Raw genomic sequence first — 18,450 nt, 5'->3', positions numbered from 1 at the left:
ACAAAGCTCGAGGGCCTGAGCCCGGTGCAATACCGTGCTCAGGCCCTCGCGGCTTAGGCTCTTACTTACCCAGTCCAACTTTCGGGGACCAGTTCACTGGCGGACAGGGGCCCTCTTTTGCGGAAGGTAAGAGATTCGAACTCTTGGTACGGGGTTACCGCACACTGGTTTTCAAGACCAGCTCCTTCGGCCGCTCGGACAACCTTCCTCAGCTAGTAGTGTTTCATAGGCGCTTGCCTGCAACAAAACAGAGCCTGGAAGGTGTCCGGTGCACACTGGTTGCAGCCAGTATTGAGTCAGAAACGGAAGTGGTCCATGAAAGCCGTCTATATTTCGGAACCGGGCGGCCCGGAGGTCCTGGAGGTCCGCGAAGCCGATGCCCCGGTGCCCGGCCCCGGCGAGGTGCTCATCGACGTCGTTGCCGCAGGCCTGAACCGTGCCGACGTGCAGCAGCGGCGGGGTTTCTACCCGCCGCCGCCGGGCGCGTCCGAGATTCCCGGGCTCGAGGTGTCCGGCAGGATCGCCGGGTTCGGGCCGGGAGTGACCAAGGCTTTCTCCGTGGGCGACAAAGTGGTGGCGCTGCTGGCGGGAGGCGGCTACGCCCAGCAGGTGGCGGTCCGGGCCGAACAGGTCCTGCGGGTGCCCGAGGGGGTGGACCTGGTGACGGCGGCGTCGCTGCCGGAGGTTGCAGCCACGGTCTACTCCAACCTGATCATGACGGCCCAGCTCCAGCCGGGGGAGACTGTACTCATCCACGGCGCCACCGGCGGGATCGGCACCATGGCCATCCAGCTGGCAAAGGCCTTCGGGGCGCGGGTGGCCACGACGGCCGGCACGGATGAAAAGGTGAGCACGGCGAAGGCCTTCCTGGGCGCGGATATCGCCATCAACTATGCGGAGGAAGATTTCCCCGAAAGCCTCCGCCGGCAAAACGGCGGAAAAGGGGCGGATGTCATCCTCGACGTCGTGGGGGCCAAGTACCTGTCGCAGAACGTGGACGCGCTGGCGGACTACGGGCGCCTCGTGGTCATAGGACTCCAGGGCGGCACCAAGGGGGAGCTGGACCTGGGCCAGCTGCTGAAGAAGCGTGCCGCCGTGGTGGCCACGGCACTTCGGCCACGCCCGGTGGAGGAGAAGGGCGCCATCATGAATGCGGTCAAGAAAGCGGTGTGGCCGCTGCTCGGCGACGGCCGGATCAGGCCGCTCGTGGCCAAGACCTTCCCGCTGGACCAGGTCCAGGCGGCCCACCGGTACTTCGACAGCGGCGACCATGTAGGCAAAATCCTGCTGCTCATGTAGTTAGATACTCAGTATTGTGTTCCAGGCGGACTGCGGCTAGGCTTCCGGTATACGCGGTATGCACGGGTCTTGGGGGTTCGTGCATACCGCTGCCACCAGCCAGAAGGAGCAGCATGTCCATCCGTCACAGCCTCCTCGCCCTGCTGCAGGACCGGCCGCGCTACGGCTATCAGCTCAGGGTCGAGTTCGAGAACCGGACCGGGTCCACCTGGCCCCTCAACATCGGGCAGGTCTACACCACCCTGGACCGGCTGGAGCGGGACGGCCTGGTGGCGAAGGACGGCGACGACGGCGAGGGACACGTGGTGTACAGCATCACCGGCGAAGGCGAGGCGGAAGTGCGGAGCTGGTTCGCCGCTCCCGTGGTGCGCACCAATCCGCCGCGGAACGAACTCGCCATCAAGCTTGCGCTTGCCGTGACGCTGCCGGGGGTAGACGTCCAGGCCATCATCCAGGCCCAGCGTGTGGCTTCCATCCGTGCCCTGCAGGATTACACCAAGGCCCGCCGGGATACGGCGGGCAGCCAGCGCAGTGGTGACACGGCCTGGCTCCTGGTCCTCGATTCCCTCATCTTCCAGACGGAAGCGGAGGTCCGCTGGCTGGACCTCTGCGAGGCAAGGATGGTCCAGCTGGCCGCCGCCACTGCCGCACGCAAGACGTCCAACGGGGTCACGGAAGACGCCGCCCCGCTCAACGCGGACAGCCGCCGGTGAGCGTCCGGGGGCCGCAGCAGGTCCTGGAGCTTGCAAAGGTCAGCAGGACCTTCGGGGAGGGCGCGACGGCGGTCGCCGCACTTCGGCAGGTGGACCTCACCATCGGCGCGGGGGAGTTCGTGGCCGTCATGGGGCCGTCGGGGTCCGGAAAGTCATCGCTGCTTGCGCTGGCCGGCGGACTGGATAGGCCGACGTCGGGCGGTGTCTTTGTGGAATCAACCCCCCTTTCTGGGCTGGGGCTGAACGAACTGGCCCGGCTGCGGCGGCGTGCCGTGGGATACGTCTTCCAGGACTTCAACCTCGTCCCCACCCTTACCGCCGCGGAGAATGTTGCCCTGCCGCTGGAACTGGACGGAACCGCATCGAAGAAAGCCCGCCGGCAGGCGGCTGACGCCCTCCGCCAGGTGGGTATACCGGAACTGGCGGACCGGTTCATGGACCAGATGTCCGGCGGGCAGCAGCAGCGGGTGGCCATTGCGCGCGCGGTGGTCGGGCAGCGGCGGCTGATCCTGGCGGACGAGCCAACAGGCGCCCTTGACTCGACCACGGGCCAGGGCGTCATGGAGGTGCTGCGCTCGCGGGCGGATGCAGGGGCGGCCGTCATGTTGGTCACACACGAGGCCCGGCATGCCGCCTGGGCGGATCGGGTGGTGTTCCTCCGCGACGGGCGGATAGTGGACCAGGCCACCGCCATGCACGATCCCACCATGCTCCTGGCGCAGGCCGGCCTCTGATGCCGCTTGACCTTACTCCGGCTCCTCGCGGCCGCCGGAGCAGTTTCCGTGTTGCCCTGCGGATGGCCCGCCGCGACATCCGTCGCCACCGGCGCCGGTCGTTCCTGATCGTCCTGCTGATCATGCTGCCAGTGGCTGGAATGACCGGCGCGGCCACCCTGTACCAGAGCTCGTTGAGGACGCCGGAGGAGATTGTCCGGTTCGAGCTGGGTAATACGCAGGCCCGGTTCGTCGCCCTGCCGGTGGTGAACGCGCAGACGCTCCAGGACCCGCAGAACGATTCGGTGGCGGCCTCCAGTCCCGGGAACGTGGATCCTGATTTCGTTGCCACGCCCCCTGAGGAAGTCCTTCCGGAAGGCTACGAGGTGCTGCCGTTGCGCCAGCTGCAGCTCACCACGCGCGTCGGGGAAGCGCTGGTGTCACTGAACGGCGTCCAGGTGGACGCGCTGCACCCCGCCTTCACCGGCAAGTTTAGGCTCCTTGACGGCCGGGCTCCGGAATCCCCCAGGGAAGTCCTCGTCTCGCGCGGACTGCTGGCACGGTTCGGCCTGGACTTCGGCGAGGAATTTACGACGTCGGCAGGAACGTTCGTGCCGGTGGGCACCCTCCGTGACGCGGACGCCTCCGACAACAACAGTTTCCTCTATGTCCGGTCCGGGCAGGTGGCGGAAACGGTCCTCACGGACGAACGGACCCACTCCGTGTCCTACTACCTGGTGGGGCAGGAACCGATCGGCTGGCAGCAGGTCCGGGAGGCCAATAGCCGGGGCGTCGGGGTGCTCTCGCGCAGCGTTGTGCTGGACCCGCCGCCGCAGGAGCAGCGGGTGGTCCCGGGCGCCCAGGCATGGGACACGTCCGCTCAGACCTGGACTGTCTACGGCACCTTCGGCCTCCTGGGAGCCCTGGCCATGTTGGAAGTGGGGCTGCTCGCCGGCGCTGCCTTCGCCGTGGGAGCCAAGAGGCAGGTGAGGGAGTTGGCGCTGCTGGCCGCCTCCGGCGCGGAAGCTCCCACAGTCCGTTCGGTGGTCACGGCGGGAGGCCTGTGGCTGGGTTCCATTGCTGTTGTGACCGGAGCCGCCCTGGGATTCGGCGGCGCTGCTGCAGCCGTGCTTTGGGTGCGGGCCGCAGGCTCGCCCCGGCTGGCAGGAGTGCATGCGGACCCCTTGCTGACGTCCGTTGCAATGGCTATGGGGCTTTCCGCGTGCATCCTTGCGGCACTGGCCCCGGCCAACCTGGTTGCCCGCCAGGCGCTGGTCGGCGCCCTCAAAGCCGGCCGCGCTCCCGCCGGAAACGGAAGGCGGTCCAGCATCGTGGGCGCCGTGCTCCTGGCTGCGGCGGCGGGGCTGCTGACTACCGGCTGGCTGCTGGGGCAGTCCGTGAAGGACCCTGACCGCCAGGCGGAGCAACTGCCCTTGGTGGCCGGGCTGCTGATTGGCGGAGCGGTGCTGGCTGTTGCGGGACTCGTGCTGCTGACCGGTTGGCTGGTTGGCCTGCTGACCTCGCGGACACACTGGCTTTCCCTGCCCCTGAGGATGGCCGCCCGCGACTCCGCCCGGAACCGTGGCCGGACCGTTCCGGCGGTGGCCGCGGTGCTTGCTGCCGCAACGCTGGCAAGCGCCGGCCTGGTACTGGCCGCCAGCCAGCAGGCGGCGATGCGGGAAAACCACTGGTGGAGCGCGCTGGAAAACCAGGTCCGCCTGCCCCTGGAGGTGGACGCCCCGTTCCTTGCCGACGGCGGCAGGCAACCCTCGGTTGCAGTGGATCCGGCTGAACTTTCCTCCCGGGTCGGGCAGGCGGTGGACGCTGTTGCCTGGACGAAAACCATCACTGCGCCGGGATCGATTGACTGCGACTTTGGCCCTGACGTGGATATGTCGGTTCCCGTCCGGACTGAGGATTCGAACTGCATGATGTATTCCCTTGCGGTGCCGGCGGAGCATCAGTGTCCGGTGACGCCGCAGCGAAGGATGGTGGACCCGAGAGACTGGCGCTGCCGCGGGTCGATGATCCGTGAATCCGTTTCGCCGCGGGGCATTGTGGTGGGAGGCGAAGAGGAGATCCGGTTGTTGCTGGGCACGGATGCGGGGGCAGAAGCCCTCGACGTGCTGGATGCCGGCGGCATGGTGGTGACCAACCCGGTCTTCGTGCGGGAGGGGAAAACTACGCTGCTGGGACAGGACGTCCGCACGCAGCTGCGGTCGCCGTCGGACGGCTCCATGGTCCACGAAACGGTCACCAGCACCGCCTTGCCCGCCATTGCGGTCGAACCACTGGAAGCGGTGCCCTACTACGGCGTCGTATCCCCGCAGACCGCTGAACGCCTGGACCTCCGTGCGGAACCTGCTGAGCTCCTGGTCCAGCTGGACCGGCGCCCGTCAGCGGCCGAGACGGATGCGGCGGCGGCGGCAGTGGCAGGTGTCTATCAACAGCCGGGGGCCGGGTTCTGGGTGGAACCGGGGGTCTCCCGGGACAACCAGTGGATGTTCTGGCTGATCGTTGCGGCCAGCGCGTTGATCACGCTGAGTGCAGCCGGCATCACCACCGGCCTGGCACTGGCTGACGCTCGCAATGACCACGTGACCCTGGCCGGCGTCGGAGCCTCGCCCCGTCTCCGTAAGGCGCTCGCGGCGGCGCAGGCACTTTTCACCTCCGGCCTGGGCGCCGCGCTCGGAACCATTGCGGGGGCCGTTCCTGCCGTGCTCATCGCAGCCTCCACGGAGATGCGGACAGCGGTGGAGGTCCCGTGGCTTCAGCTGGTGGCACTGATGCTCGCCGTTCCCGCAATGGGCTCGGCACTGGCATGGCTGTTCACCCGGGCGGCCCTTCAGGCGTCACGGCGGGGATTGGGGGCGTAGCCGGCAGGAAACGGCGGAGGTCCAACGTTCGGCGCCCGGAGGCTGCCGTTCAGCGCACCGTCATGCCCGGGTGGGCGAAACCCATCCCCATCACCGAGCGGCATTGATAAGGTGCCTTAGTAAGTGGAGGCTCGCACCCATCTCAAGGAGGAGACATGGCCGAAACGCCTGACAACCGGAATGGTTCGGCGCGGAGGGAGGGCACGGTCTCCACGGACACCGCCCTTCCCGCCGTTGCCGTGGACGAGAATGTCCGCGAGGCGGAAGAACGGAAGTGGACGCCGCGGAAGATTGCGCTGTGGGCCGCGATTGCCCTGCTGGGCGGTGTGGCGTGGTTCATGCTCGCGATCATCCGCGGGGAAACGGTCAACGCCATCTGGTTCGTCTTCGCTTCGGTCTGCACGTACCTGATTGCCTACCGCTTCTATTCCAAGGTGATCGAACGCTACATCACCAGGCCGGATGACCGCAGGGCCACCCCTGCCGAGTACAAGGCGGACGGCAAGGACTATGTCCGGACGGACCGCAACGTCCTGTTCGGCCACCACTTCGCAGCAATCGCCGGTGCAGGCCCGCTGGTAGGTCCCGTGCTGGCGGCCCAGATGGGCTACCTGCCGGGCACCATCTGGATCATTATCGGCGTCGTGCTTGCCGGCGCGGTCCAGGACTACCTGGTCATGTTCTTTTCCATGCGCCGGGGCGGCCGTTCGCTGGGCCAGATGGCCCGCGAGGAGCTTGGCGTGGTCGGCGGTACTGCGGCCCTTGTTGCCACGCTCCTGATCATGGTGATCATCGTTGCCATCCTGGCGCTCGTCGTCGTCAATGCCCTGGGTGAAAGCCCGTGGGGTGTCTTCTCCGTGGGCATGACCATCCCCATCGCCTTGTTCATGGGCGTGTACCTCCGCTACCTGCGGCCCGGGAAGATCATGGAGGTCTCCATCATCGGGTTCGTGCTGCTGATGGCGGCCATCATCGGCGGCGGCATCGTGGCCGAAACCTCCTGGGGCGCCGAGATCTTCACCCTGGACAGGGTGACCATCGCCTGGGGCATCATCATCTACGGTTTCATCGCCGCGATCCTGCCGGTGTGGCTGCTCCTGGCACCGCGTGACTACCTGTCGACCTTCATGAAGATCGGCGTGATCGTGATGCTGGCGGTGGCCATCATCGCGGTCCGGCCGGAGATCTCCGTGCCGGCGTTCAGCGAGTTTGCCAGCCGGGACAACGGTCCCGTGTTCCCGGGTGCGCTGTTCCCGTTCCTGTTCGTCACCATCGCCTGCGGGGCGTTGTCAGGCTTCCACGCCCTGATCTCCTCCGGCACCACCCCCAAGCTGGTGGAGAAGGAACGCCAGACCCGCTTCATCGGCTACGGCGGCATGCTGATGGAGTCCTTCGTGGCCATCATGGCCCTGGTCGCCGCGATCTCCATTGACCGCGGCCTGTACTTCGCCATGAACTCCCCGGCGGCGCTGACCGGCGGGACGGTGGAAACAGCTGCCACATGGGTCAACAGCCTTGGCCTGACCGGTGTGAACATCAGCCCGGAGCTGCTGTCCCAGACGGCGGCCAACGTGGGTGAGGAAAGCATCGTCTCGCGCACCGGCGGTGCGCCCACCCTGGCCTTGGGTTTGGCCCACATTATGCAGCAGTTCATCGGCGGGACGGCCATGATGGCGTTCTGGTACCACTTCGCCATCATGTTTGAAGCCCTGTTCATCCTCACGGCCGTGGACGCCGGCACGCGCGTGGCCCGCTTCATGCTGCAGGACTCCATCGGCAACTTCGTGCCCAAGTTCAAGCAGCACTCCTGGCGGCCCGGTGCCTGGCTCTGCACCGCCATCATGGTTGGCGCCTGGGGTGCGGTACTGCTGATGGGCGTGACAGACCCGCTGGGTGGCATCAACACACTGTTCCCGCTGTTCGGCATCGCCAACCAGCTGCTGGCAGCCATTGCCCTGTCCGTGTGCCTGGCCATCGCCGCCAAGCGCGGGACCTTCAAGTACCTGTGGATCGTGGCCCTGCCGCTGGCCTTCGCTGCGGTGGTCACCATCACCGCGAGCTACCAGAAGATCTTCTCGCCGACGCCGGCGGTGGGCTACTTCGCCAACAACGCCGCATTCAGCAAAGCCCTTGCCGAAGGCAAGACCGAGTTCGGGTCCGCCAAGACCGTTGCGGCCATGGAGGCTGTAGTCCGCAATACTGCCATCCAGGGCTGGCTGTCGGTGATCTTCGTGGTGCTGAGCATCATCGTGATTGCCACCGCCGTGCTGGCCACCATCAGGGCTTTCCGCCACCACGCGGCCGGCACACCCGTTACGGACACCGAGGACCCTGCCCGGCCGTCGCGGGTGTTCGCTCCGGCTGGGCTTATCCCCACTCCCGCGGAGCGGCAGCTGCTGGCCGAGTGGGAAAAGGTACCGGCTGAACTCCGGTTCGAACGGGCAGGGCACCACTGATGAGCGCGGGACTGGTTGCACTGTCCAGCGGTTTCAGGGGGTTCGCCCGTTACCTGGGCGGCCTCCTGGGTGCGGACGCGTACACGAAATACCTGGAACACCACCGCGCCGCCGGGCACCAGGAACCGCCCCTTACCGAGCGGGAGTTCTGGCGCGACAAGACCGACCGGCAGGACGCAAACCCGCAGGGCAGGTGCTGCTGATTGAGCCTGCAGCGTACAAGCGTGTCAGGTGGGTTCATCGAGTGGACCCCCGGCGGATCGCTCATGAGAGTATGAACGCATGAGCGATCCGAACGACACTCAGGCAGCTGAGGACCTCCCCGTAGAAGGCACGCCCGTTGATGACAGCCAGGCGCCGGTACCGGCACAGCCGGTCCAACCGAACGGCACCAAAAAGGGCAGCAATCTGCATGACCTGGTGGACGAACCGGCCAAGGTGATGCGGATCGGCACCATGATCCGGCAGCTGCTCGAAGAGGTGAAGTCCGCCCCGCTCGACGACGCCGCCCGCGGCAGGCTCGCCGAGATACACGAGCGCTCCATCAAGGAACTCGAAGACGGCCTGGCTCCCGAACTCGTGGAGGAACTGGACCGGATCAGCCTTCCCTTTACGGACGAGGCGACGCCCTCTGACGCCGAACTCCGGATTGCGCAGGCCCAGCTGGTGGGCTGGCTTGAAGGGCTGTTCCACGGCATCCAGACCGCCATCGCGGCGCAGCATGCTGCCCGCGAGCATGCGGCGGCACAGGTGCAGCTGCGCCAGCTTCCGCCTGGGACCATGATCGCGCCGGGCGTGGTGATCGGCGAAAACGGTGAGCCGCAGCGGGCCTCAGCCGGGCAGCGGCCCGGAGTCCCCGCCCAGCAGGGCAAGCGCGAAGACCCGGACCACGGTCCCGGACAGTACCTGTAGGTTGCGCTTGGGCTTTCTCAGCGCCGCCAGGCAGGGGCGCAAGGACGATGCGGAACTGGGGAAGGGGTTGTGGCGCCGCGCGCACGACCGCTTCCATCGGGGACTGGACCGCTTCCACCAGGTGCTGGAAGGCGTGGAGGACGACCAGCTGTACGGGGAGCTGGTGGAGATCGCCAACGAGCTGGCGGCCCTCCTGGAACGGGTGCGGGCCGTCTGCGTGGAAGCGCAGCGGCGCTCACCCAGCGAGGGCCTGGACATCCCGGTGGCCCTGTCCGGCGTGCACCGTGCCTTGTCCAAGGCTGGTAACTCGCTTGCCACCACTGCAGAGGCGGCCGCTATGCTGCGGCTCGCCGTCGGGCCTGTGCCCGTGGGGGCCGCCTCCGTGCGGCGCCGTGCCGAGGCCGTCTTCCAGCAGGTAGCCGACGCCGAGCGGCACCTCCAGGAGGCAGCCTCTTAACTGCAGGGGCAGGATTATTCCTGGTTAAGCGCGTGGCTTAGTCCGGCCCAAAACGGGCTGGAGGCCGGGCGCGTTTGGCAGGATGAATGAATGACTCTTTCACCTACCTTGACTTTCAATGACGGAAACACGATCCCCCAGCTTGGCTACGGCGTGTGGCAGGTTGAGGACGGCGTGGCGGAGAAGGTAGTCCGCCAGGCATTTGAGGCCGGCTTCCGCCACATTGACACCGCAAAGGTCTACGGCAACGAGGCAGGCGTGGGGCGCGCTATCGCCAGCTCCGGACTGTCCCCCGACCAGATCTTCATCACCACGAAATTGTGGAACTCGGACCAGGGGTACGAGCCCACGCTGGCAGCCTTCGAAGAGTCGATGGACCGGCTGGGCCTGGAGACGCTGGACCTGTACCTGATCCACTGGATGCAGCCCAAGCAGGATAAGTACGTGGAAACCTGGAAGGCGCTGATCGAGCTCCAGAAGCGCGGCCGCGTAAAGTCCATCGGCGTTTCCAACTTCACGGTGGAAGGCCTGCAGCGGCTGATTGACGAGACCGGTGCGGTCCCTGCCATCCACCAGATCGAGCTCCACCCCTACTTCAGCCAGCGTGAGCTGCGCGAGTTTGGCGCGTCCAAGGGCATCCTGACCCAGGCCTGGTCTCCACTGGGCCAGGGCGGCGAGCTGCTTGAGGATGCAACCGTTGCGGCCATCGCTGCCAAGCGCCAGGCAACCCCCGCGCAGGTCGTCATCGCCTGGCACCTCGCCATCGGCAACGTGGTGATTCCCAAGTCCGTCACGGAATCCCGGATCCGCGAGAACTTCGCCGCGCTCGAGGTTTCCCTGGACGCGGAGGATGTCGAGGCCATCAATGCCCTGGACCGCACCGCCTCCGGCGAAGGCCGGATCGGGCCGGACCCGGCAGTCTCCGACTTCGCCTAAGCCGGACCTGACCGCTTAATGGCGGTACCGGACCCGCGTTGCCCTGGTTTTGCAGGGCAGCGCGGGTTCCTGCTTTAAGGCGGATGCGGAATCAGGCGGCGAGGCGGACCTGCTCGACCGTGACCTCGTCAATCACGGCCCAGCCGTCTTCACTGCTGCAGTACTTGTTGGCGAAGCGCTGGGCCTCGGCCAGGGTGTCGAAGATTTCGGCCCGCGACCGGCCGCAGTCAGCATCGAAGTACGTGACGTGAAATTCCTGAACGGTGTGGTTTTCCATAAATCCAGTCTGCAACCGGGGTCTGACAATCTCCGGAACCAGCCCCGCGTGTTGCTTTGAGACGTAGGGCCTAAGTGTTCGAAAGGCCTGAATAGTCTCCTCAGGGTTGCCGCCTCAGGAGACTCCGCCTGAGGCGCTCCTGGTTCCCGGTTGCCAGCCCAGCCAGGTGATTGCTTCCTCGGCGATGGGGGCTGGCACCGTATGCGGGCCGGGGAATTCCCTGTAGGTCACGTCGTAGCCCTCACGCTTAAGAAGGGGCACCACACTGCGGCTGGTGCGGTTGATAGGCAGGACGCTGTCGGTCTCTCCATGGGAAATGAAAATACGGGGCTGGCCGACCCGGGGTGTGGGAGGGATAAAACCGGGGGAAAAGGCGATGATGGCGGAAAACAGGTTCCCGTTTGCAAGGCCCAAACCCAGCGCATACGAGGCGCCGTCCGAGAAGCCCCCGACAGCTATGCGGCTTTGGTCCACGAAGGCCATGTGGAAGAGCCGCTCCAATGTCTGGTTGATCAGTTGCACGTCAGGCCCGAAGCCGCCTCGGATGCCGTCCCAGGTGGATCCCTGCGAGGAGGGCGCGGCCATGATCATCCTGTGCGTCTCGGCAAATGATGAAAGCAGGGCAAGTCCTCCTGCCGCATTCCCTCCCGCGCCGTGCAGCAAAAGAATAAGTGGGGCCGGCACGCCGGCCTCCAGTCCTGGTGGCAGGTAGAGCAGTGCGTCCCCCAGGGATTCCAGACGCAGCGGATGCTGGCCCGGGACAGGGGCGGAGGAGGGCGCGCCCCCGGGTCTCGCCAGCAGTACAGAGGGGTTTGGCTGTGTTCCCGGACGATGCATGTCTGCTCCCGAACAGGCGGCCGGTGCGGCAGTTGCTGCGGGGGCTCCGCACAAACCGTGCCAGGTCCCGCCGTCGACCCGACTCGCTTCCGACAATAAGGATGACTCCGGCCGGGAAACTATCACCAGGCCAGCTCTCGGCGCTCCGCCTGCCAGCAGTGGAGGAGCCGGCGGCGGCTGGGGGAGGCGTCCGCGGTCTCAGACGGACGCCCTCGTCGCCGGCTCCAGCCACTACGTTACGGTCCAGGCGCGTCCGGCACCCGAGTAATCAGTACGCGATTCCGTCAGCGGGGTGCACCTGCCCCGAGGCGGGCCCCAGCCGGCAGGCTGCGATCCTGCTTCACGCATGTACGCGTCCCTGCAAGTACCTGCGGCTGCCAACTCCCGCTTCCCGGGCAGCATGAAGGCCAGGACCGCAATGACGATTCCGATGGCCCCTGACGGGACAAGGAATCCCGCGGCGACGCCTCTTAGCTGCTCAGCCGGAGGACACGTTCCCGGGCGAGCATCACGGTCCGGCCTGCCTTGTCCGCCTCCCGCAAGGCCTGTTTGGCCTCCGCTGCGGTGGCCGCAAGCTGCTTGCGGGCACGGTCCAGTTGCTCCTCCGCAGCCTTCAGCCTGTCGCGGAGTTCGACGGCCTCCTGAACCAGGGCGTCTATTTCGGAACGGGTCTCCTCCACCTGCTCCTGCAGCTCCTCCGCCAGGCCGCTCGTCCTCGCTTCTTCCGCCTGCGCTTCGGCCAGGGCTGCCTTTGCCTTTTCCAGCGCGGGCGGCGAGGCGGGCCGGGGAGTCTGGCGGACCGCCTCAAGCCGGGGTTTGGTGGCCTTTGTCCGCGAGCTGCGTTCCGGCGTCGTACGTTCCTTCCTGGCCGGTACGGACGCCAATGGCGGCTTGCGGGCTGCGGAAGCCGAAGGTGCAGGCAGGGCGCCGGGAACCGCCACTGTTCCCTCCAGCTCCGCGGCGCTGACCCCGTCCGCCGAGAGGGTCTTCAGGAGCCGCCCGCTGCGGACGGCCTCCGCTGCGCCTTCGTCCGCCGTGAGGGCACGGAGCGTTTCCTCCACGTCGGCGGCAATGGTGTCGCTGATGGCGCGGCCCTGCTGCTGGACGACGGACCGGGCAGTGTCGACGGCGGAGGCCAGCATGGTGCGGCGTTCGCGTCCCAGTTCCCGGAGGGACGGTGCGTCGAGCGACGCCTGCGCGTCCCGCATCCGGGAACCGAGTTCGGCCAGTCCCGCCAGGACGCCCGGCTCGTGCAGGGCGAGCATGTTGACCGCCCAGGCAGCCGCGGAGGGCTTGGGCAGTCCCTTGACCGCCGCAGCGAGCTCCTTGTCCGTCCCGGCAGCCTCCTTTGCCGCGGCCGTGCGTGCCGCCACGAAATCCTCGAGCGGCACGGCGTAGAGCTCGTTCGCGATGTCCGCCAGGGCCTGCTCATCCATGTCCGCCATCATAGGCGGGGGATACCGGCAGTCCGGACACAAATGGGGGGAGCCGCTCTCAGACCCGGGGAGAAGAAGGGGTGGAGGAGCCGGCGACGGCTGGGGGAGGCGTACGCGGTCTCAGACGTAAGCCCTCGTCGCCGGCTCCTGCCAACACTTTAGGTGCGCGCACCCGGCTGGCGCCCGAGTATCCAGTACCTGATTCAGGGCGGGCCAATACGTGCCCGCTGTTGCACGAAGGGGCTGAACCGCTGACCCGCCGGCGGCTGCGGCGTGCTTGACTGGAATGGTGATCAGAAAGGCGCGCCTGGAGGACGTTGGGCGCCTGCGGGATATCGAGACCGCCGCGGGCGAGGCCTTCCGCATCCTCGGAATGCACGCGGTGGCGGAGGATCATCCGCCCAGCGTTCAGGAGCTCAGCCGCTATATATCTTCCGGGACTTGCTGGGTCAGCACAGCTGGGGAGCAGAAGGCCGTCGCCTACATCCTGGTCGACCAGGTTGACGGCAATGTCCACATCGCCCAGGTGACGGTGCACCCCCAGCATGCTCGCTTGGGCATCGGCAGGGCCCTGATCGACGAAGTTGCCTCCTGGGCGGCTGCGCAAGGGTTCACGGCGCTGACCCTGACAACGTTCCGGGACGTCCCTTGGAACCGGCCCTACTACGAGCGGCTGGGCTTCGCCGTCGTGCCCCAGCGGCTGTGGCTGGCGGGAATTCGACGGTTGGTTTTGGCGGAAGCTGCGGACGGCCTGGCTGCATGGCCTCGCGTGGTGATGAGGAGGGCCTTGGGGGAGCAGGAATCATGATCGTCCTGGAAGTGCGGGGCCGTCTTCCGCTGACCTGCTCCGCTTGTAGTGAGGGGAGGCTAACACGCCCGCGGGCGATGGCTGGCGTTTGCCGCTTAACCAGCGAAAAACCCCGAAAACCCCCAAGACAAGGGGCTGTCCGGGGTTTATCCCGAGCTTCCTATCAGAATCGAACTGAAGGGAGGGCAACGCGAGGGGTAGAGATCGGACCCAAGGCAGGCGCTGAACGGGTCATCCCGGGTCGTTGACCTGTTCCGCCAGCACCTGGCAACCGCAAGGGGCAGAGGTTTACCTTCTTGCTTTGGTCCGTGATCCGCGCTTGGATCACAGCATGACTGCACCTGACCGCCGCCCTATGGCGATAGAGGGAATCACTATCGACGCGGCGAAAATTCGAAGGGCCAATTCCAATGGCGCCATGGCTTTCGGCTTTCTCTGCGTTCCCGCCCCGGCCTCCGCACAACCCTCGATTGCTGCCATCGACAAGGCCATCTCGTGATAACCATGCCTTTTGCTCCCCACCAGCGCTTCCATGCCGCAGAGGTTGATAAGGGGATAGCCGTTCACGTTTTCCCTGTGACCGCGCCAAAGCATGCGGTGCAGATAGCAGAGGGCATCGCCCAGTCGATTCAGCCCTCGACTTCAACGGAACAATCACCGCCTGTGCGGACAAACTTGGTCCCGGGCCCAGGACCAGCCGGTATGAAGCAGTGATCATTCAACGTATGCTCAGGCTCGGCGAACCGCTTAGCCCCGGTCAGGTCCGCAGCCTGGAAATGCTTGGACTCTTCTTTTGCTGCGTGCTGGCCCTGGGAGGGCTGGCACTGGTGCTGCTGAACCTCATCCTGTGACCATCTGCCACGATGGTGCCAGCACACCGGCAACCGGAAGGACCGATATTCCAGGCGCCGCCGTCCTTGGCGGGATATGCGGGCGTCACAGCCGTTCCCAACCACCACTGGTCACCCTTGAGACCCCGCTGATCGCTCCTGTCACGGTATGGACACCCCACCAGCCGGCAGTGATGGATCCGCCCTGGTAGTCCTGGGCGACGCCGGAGCGCAGGACGTATTCATCAGTGGTGAGATAACCCATACGGCCGTGTTCAAAGCCGGTAGAGACCCAGATTTCGCGGATGGCTCCCACGGATGGATGCGGCCCCGTTGCCGGAGTGTGGAGAATAGCCCCGCCATGGTAGTTCTGGTAGGTGCCGCCTTCCTTGAGGCCGCTCACGACATCGCTGGTCGGGTATCGCATCCGGCCCCCTTCGAAACCGGTGGCGGCCCACTTGTCTCGAATCGGACCGGCGCTGATCGCCGCTCCTGACGCGGGGGAAAACATGATTGCACCACCCTGGAAGCCTTGCCACGAGCCGCCGTCCCGGATCCCGCGGACTTCGTCTGTGGTCGGGTAACCGAGGGGCCCGTTTTCGGCGCCCTGTGCCCACCACTTTCCGTTTATGCCTGCTGTGATCGCGTGGGTGCCAGTAGCGGGAGAAGAGAAGATAGCGCCGTTCTGGTACGCCTGGTACGAGCCACCGTCTTTCAGCCGCGTGATGACATCGCTGACCGGGTATCCAAGCGGGCCGTTTTGAAACCCGGTTTCGGCCCATTTGTCGTCAATCGGCCCGGAAGATGAGAGTTGGGTGCCCACGGCGGGGGAGTACATGGTGACACCCTGGTGCCCGTTGTACTCCTTAGGGGCCGCATGAGCGGCGGCTCCCATGAAAGCGCTGCCTGCGGCTGCAATTACAGCCAGCGCAAGGGACAAAGGTTTGGTCTTCACGGTTCCTTCTTTCTCAGAGACGCCGGGGGCGCACCTCTCAATGTGATGATGCGCAGAAGGACGGAAAACCCCTGAAGTGGGACGATACCGGTTCTGGCTCCCGCCTTTGGGTGTCAACCCGTCGCCGCTATCTTGCCCTCCGTGCAGGCCCAGTCCGCCGTGTCGATCCGCCCCACTCCGTCCGTGCGGCCATCCGGGGGTGACCTCGTTCAGCTGCGCTTCCTTGGCAGCTGCGAGTCTGCCGGCCCGGTGGTCGATCCGCTGGGTGTGCAGCCAGACGCCCAGAGTGCGTTCTTCCTGGTTGTCGGTTTTCTGGTGGCGGGGCCAATCGTTGCCGGCCGCCAGGTAGGCGGCCACGTCTCCCGGGCGCTGCCTCCACCGGGCGGCGTCGGCGTTCCGCTTCGCCACCTTTCTGCTATAGCCAAGGTCTCTTCAGCGGCATATGTTGGATGCCTGGTCTCGCCGAAAAATCCATCTGACACGGAAAGCATCCTTTGCAGTACCGCCCCGTGGATCGGAAGCCGGTTGTAGGGTTCGCCCGGGCCCAACTGGCATCCGCCGACGGACCCGTACACGTCTCAATGAAGAGAGGTGGCCCCAATGGGGTTTGTAGCAGGACCATCAGTCAAGGCTTTGCCCGGTGTGCGGCTCACCGTCACCGCCAGAAGAGTCGATTACGCGGAAGGTTTGAACACGCCCGTCCCGGACGGGCCTTACAGGAGCTGGTCGACGCCGGGGGAGGAGGTGGGCTGGGCCAAGTGGGCGGCGATGACTGCAGCGGCCGGAGCGGACACCGTACCTGGGGCGGCGCTAAATGCCCGACCGGGCATGTTGGCTCCGAAATGGGAGAAGGAGCTGCACAAGGCTCTGGTCGAGGCTCCCGATGTCTCTGATCTTCACCGGGTGGGTGACGAGTTCGAAGAAGCCAAGCCGCTTGCGCTCCTGTTCGAGGTCCTCTGGCAGGCAATTCCCTGCGGGAACCGCCGACGGGCCATCGATGCCCTGAACTGGCTATCGACGAGTGGGTATGATCCGCTGCACGACCATTTCGCTCAGACGTATCTGCCGAAGACGGGTTACGCCCTCTCCATCGCGTACGGGGTTGACGTCCAGCTGCCCCTGAACCGGGACTACATCCATCTTCTGCTGGCAGAGCTTTACCAGCTCGACGGGCAGGTGGAAGCAGCCGAGCAGCTGCTGGAGCAGCTCCCGCCGACCACAATCACTGCTGTATCGCTGGCGGAGTTCTACCTCAGCGAGGGGCGCTGGGCGGATGTGGCGGACCTGACTGACAACCTGAAAATCGAAGATGAAGCCTCCATTTTTCTCCTCCTTCAGCGCGGCATCGCTTTGCGCGAGGAAGGCTTACTGGAAGCATCAGGGGAAGCCTTTGACCAGGCCCTCGAGTTCCTTGACCCCAACACCGAATTCGGTCAACGCGGCCTGGTAGAACGGGGCCTCACCTATCTGCGGGCCGGCAAGGTGGCAATGGCGCACGAGGATCTGGAACGGGTCCTGGCCGCCAACAGCAGCTACCCCGGCCTGCGTGACTACCTTGAACAGGACTGATATTTTTCAACGACTCGCCGCAAGTCATTCCTGTTTGTGGCGAGCCGCCTCCGTCATTCCCGGAGCTCCATGTTCAGCACACCCCCGGGAAGAACGGTCCTCACGTCAGGGTGACGGCGTGCTCGGCGCACGGACCTGCGGGCGTGCGACGGGCGGCGAAGACTCCTGGCGAATAGGCCATGTAGTAGTCAACCAACTGCTACCCGCGGGGAGACCCCTCACTGTGGTGCCGCAGTGTGTCGCTGGGGCAGCAGGATCTGGTCAGTGGTCTGCCTGTCCCGCGGGGCCAGGATCCATGAGCTGTCCTGGGCTGGCCGAGGCCTGCTTCGCCGCAGCTTCCTTAACAACAGGGCAAAAGGCAACAGCAGCAGATACAGGATCCCGGCCGCTATCAGCAGCAGCACGAAAAGGATCAGATACGGCAGGTAGAGGAGGAAGATGCCGACAAGGGCGGCAAGGTATCCGAGGCTGAATCCGAAGATCGTTTCGGCATTCAACGATTGCTCCTAAGGGTTATCCGGAGTGGTGTGTGGTGCCGCTGCCGCGTCCTCGTCGGAGCCGCAGCGTCCGAGGGCGCGCGGTGGCGCGGTTTCGGTGAAGTCGGGCGCGCCATGGCTTCACGCGGTGGCCCATCCCTCCCGCGGCCGAGGCGACCAGCGTTGACCCGTTCCGTCTGCGGCGAAGGTGAAGGGCGGCGAAAGCAGTCAGGCCGATCCAGGCAAGGCCGCACCGATGACAAGGAGCACTGCTGGAAGCGTGTCCACTGCGGCACTTCTCCTGGAACTGAAGGGTTCGGCGGTTCGCCCGGAAGGTACGGGTCATTGGAACTGGGCGTTAGCCCAGGCTGAACCTCGGAGTTCAAGGTGCGTTGGTGAGGCCCGCGCCTGCTCTTCGCGGGCAGAATTATGCTGGGCACTGGGGGAATTGGGGGCTGTCACAGCGGTCTCCGGCTGAACTGATGCTGCGCCTGCTGCTGGACTTAGTTGAGGTATATCGTGGGGGTCGTCCACAGTCAATAGAGGTGTTGAGGAGTTCGCTAATGTCCTTGCTGACGCGCGTGAGTTCTTCGCCGGCATCTAGGGTCAGCTTGATGCGCAACGACTAGGAGCCACGGATTCCGGATCCTGCAGAGTGCAGGTAACTCAATGAGGTGCAGGCGTCGCACTCGGAAATGTGTTGCGCCTGTTCCCGTGAATGACCGCGGTCGGTTTCCTTTGCTCCCTTATGTGTCGGTGGGATGCTGGCCGGGTCGGAGCAGCAGCACGACACTCGCGGCCAGGACCCAGACCAGGAAGAGCAGGAAGCCGACAAAACCGGCCATGCCGATAGCGCCCCCATCGGGGGAGGTCTCAAATACTCCCGCGAGGGAAACGAGC

At 65.8% G+C, this 18,450-nt stretch carries 18 protein-coding genes and 1 tRNA gene; 13 read left to right on the top strand and 6 right to left on the bottom strand.

Features of this window, described 5'->3' with window-relative positions:
- Positions 1-120: 120 nt before the first annotated feature.
- A tRNA-Ser gene (locus tag AC5RU7_RS20510) sits at positions 121-208 on the bottom strand.
- 107 nt (positions 209-315) lie between these two features.
- On the opposite strand from AC5RU7_RS20510, the gene AC5RU7_RS20505 reads away from it, so the two are divergent.
- The 9 genes from AC5RU7_RS20505 (at position 316) to AC5RU7_RS20465 (ending at position 10,362) form a co-directional block, all read left to right on the top strand.
- A complete protein-coding gene (locus AC5RU7_RS20505; protein ID WP_494053785.1) occupies positions 316-1,299 on the top strand; it encodes an NAD(P)H-quinone oxidoreductase in 984 nt (327 codons plus the stop codon).
- A 113-nt stretch (positions 1,300-1,412) separates the two neighbouring features.
- Positions 1,413-2,012 (top strand): PadR family transcriptional regulator, encoded by a 600-nt coding sequence (locus AC5RU7_RS20500; protein WP_494053784.1) that lies wholly within the window; start codon positions 1,413-1,415, stop codon positions 2,010-2,012.
- Positions 2,009-2,746: an ABC transporter ATP-binding protein gene (locus AC5RU7_RS20495; RefSeq protein ID WP_494053783.1), complete on the top strand. Its 738-nt coding sequence runs from the start codon at positions 2,009-2,011 to the stop codon at positions 2,744-2,746. Before AC5RU7_RS20500 ends, AC5RU7_RS20495 begins: the two co-directional genes overlap by 4 nt.
- A complete protein-coding gene (locus AC5RU7_RS20490; RefSeq protein ID WP_494053782.1) occupies positions 2,746-5,601 on the top strand; it encodes a hypothetical protein in 2,856 nt (951 codons plus the stop codon). Before AC5RU7_RS20495 ends, AC5RU7_RS20490 begins: the two co-directional genes overlap by 1 nt.
- A 155-nt stretch (positions 5,602-5,756) precedes the next feature.
- Positions 5,757-8,057: a carbon starvation CstA family protein gene (locus AC5RU7_RS20485; protein WP_494053781.1), complete on the top strand. Its 2,301-nt coding sequence runs from the start codon at positions 5,757-5,759 to the stop codon at positions 8,055-8,057.
- Positions 8,057-8,260, top strand: a complete 204-nt coding sequence (locus AC5RU7_RS20480; protein WP_494053780.1) for a YbdD/YjiX family protein — start codon at positions 8,057-8,059, stop codon at positions 8,258-8,260. Before AC5RU7_RS20485 ends, AC5RU7_RS20480 begins: the two co-directional genes overlap by 1 nt.
- Before the next feature lie 79 nt (positions 8,261-8,339).
- Positions 8,340-8,969, top strand: coding sequence for a bacterial proteasome activator family protein (locus AC5RU7_RS20475; RefSeq protein ID WP_494053779.1), 630 nt, complete (start codon positions 8,340-8,342; stop codon positions 8,967-8,969).
- Between the two features lie 7 nt (positions 8,970-8,976).
- Entirely contained in the window at positions 8,977-9,426 is a 450-nt protein-coding gene (locus AC5RU7_RS20470; protein ID WP_494010739.1) for a hypothetical protein, read from the top strand.
- Positions 9,427-9,516: 90 nt separating this feature from the next.
- Complete coding sequence (locus AC5RU7_RS20465) at positions 9,517-10,362, top strand: aldo/keto reductase (protein WP_494053778.1); 846 nt, start codon at positions 9,517-9,519, stop codon at positions 10,360-10,362.
- Between the two features lie 91 nt (positions 10,363-10,453).
- Here the strand turns inward: AC5RU7_RS20465 and AC5RU7_RS20460 are convergent, their stop codons facing one another.
- The 3 genes from AC5RU7_RS20460 to AC5RU7_RS20450 form a co-directional block, all read right to left on the bottom strand.
- On the bottom strand, positions 10,454-10,639 hold the full coding sequence (locus AC5RU7_RS20460) for a hypothetical protein (protein ID WP_494010737.1): 186 nt from the start codon (positions 10,637-10,639) through the stop codon (positions 10,454-10,456).
- A 114-nt stretch (positions 10,640-10,753) separates the two neighbouring features.
- On the bottom strand, positions 10,754-11,224 hold the full coding sequence (locus AC5RU7_RS20455) for an alpha/beta hydrolase (RefSeq protein WP_494053777.1): 471 nt from the start codon (positions 11,222-11,224) through the stop codon (positions 10,754-10,756).
- A 722-nt stretch (positions 11,225-11,946) separates the two neighbouring features.
- Positions 11,947-12,912, bottom strand: a complete 966-nt coding sequence (locus AC5RU7_RS20450; protein WP_494053776.1) for a hypothetical protein — start codon at positions 12,910-12,912, stop codon at positions 11,947-11,949.
- A 286-nt stretch (positions 12,913-13,198) separates the two neighbouring features.
- Here AC5RU7_RS20450 and AC5RU7_RS20445 point away from each other — a divergent pair, with 286 nt between their 5' ends.
- The 3 genes from AC5RU7_RS20445 to AC5RU7_RS20435 all read left to right on the top strand — a co-directional run bounded on the left by AC5RU7_RS20445 (position 13,199) and on the right by AC5RU7_RS20435 (position 14,571).
- Positions 13,199-13,720, top strand: coding sequence for a GNAT family N-acetyltransferase (locus AC5RU7_RS20445; RefSeq protein ID WP_494053775.1), 522 nt, complete (start codon positions 13,199-13,201; stop codon positions 13,718-13,720).
- Positions 13,721-14,051: 331 nt separating this feature from the next.
- Complete coding sequence (locus tag AC5RU7_RS20440; RefSeq protein ID WP_494010733.1) at positions 14,052-14,219, top strand: hypothetical protein; 168 nt, start codon at positions 14,052-14,054, stop codon at positions 14,217-14,219.
- A 211-nt stretch (positions 14,220-14,430) separates the two neighbouring features.
- On the top strand, positions 14,431-14,571 hold the full coding sequence (locus AC5RU7_RS20435; protein ID WP_494053774.1) for a hypothetical protein: 141 nt from the start codon (positions 14,431-14,433) through the stop codon (positions 14,569-14,571).
- An 85-nt stretch (positions 14,572-14,656) separates the two neighbouring features.
- On the opposite strand, the gene AC5RU7_RS20430 is transcribed toward AC5RU7_RS20435, so the two are convergent.
- Entirely contained in the window at positions 14,657-15,505 is an 849-nt protein-coding gene (locus AC5RU7_RS20430; protein WP_494053773.1) for an LGFP repeat-containing protein, read from the bottom strand.
- Between the two features lie 600 nt (positions 15,506-16,105).
- On the opposite strand from AC5RU7_RS20430, the gene AC5RU7_RS20425 reads away from it, so the two are divergent.
- Entirely contained in the window at positions 16,106-17,074 is a 969-nt protein-coding gene (locus tag AC5RU7_RS20425; protein ID WP_494053772.1) for a tetratricopeptide repeat protein, read from the top strand.
- 218 nt (positions 17,075-17,292) lie between these two features.
- Here AC5RU7_RS20425 and AC5RU7_RS20420 read toward each other — a convergent pair whose 3' ends face one another.
- Entirely contained in the window at positions 17,293-17,571 is a 279-nt protein-coding gene (locus AC5RU7_RS20420; protein WP_494053771.1) for a hypothetical protein, read from the bottom strand.
- Positions 17,572-18,450: the final 879 nt, after the last annotated feature.

It is taken from the genome of Arthrobacter sp. K410C (genome assembly GCF_059090105.1).
This window is presented reverse-complemented; position numbering and strand designations above follow the sequence as displayed.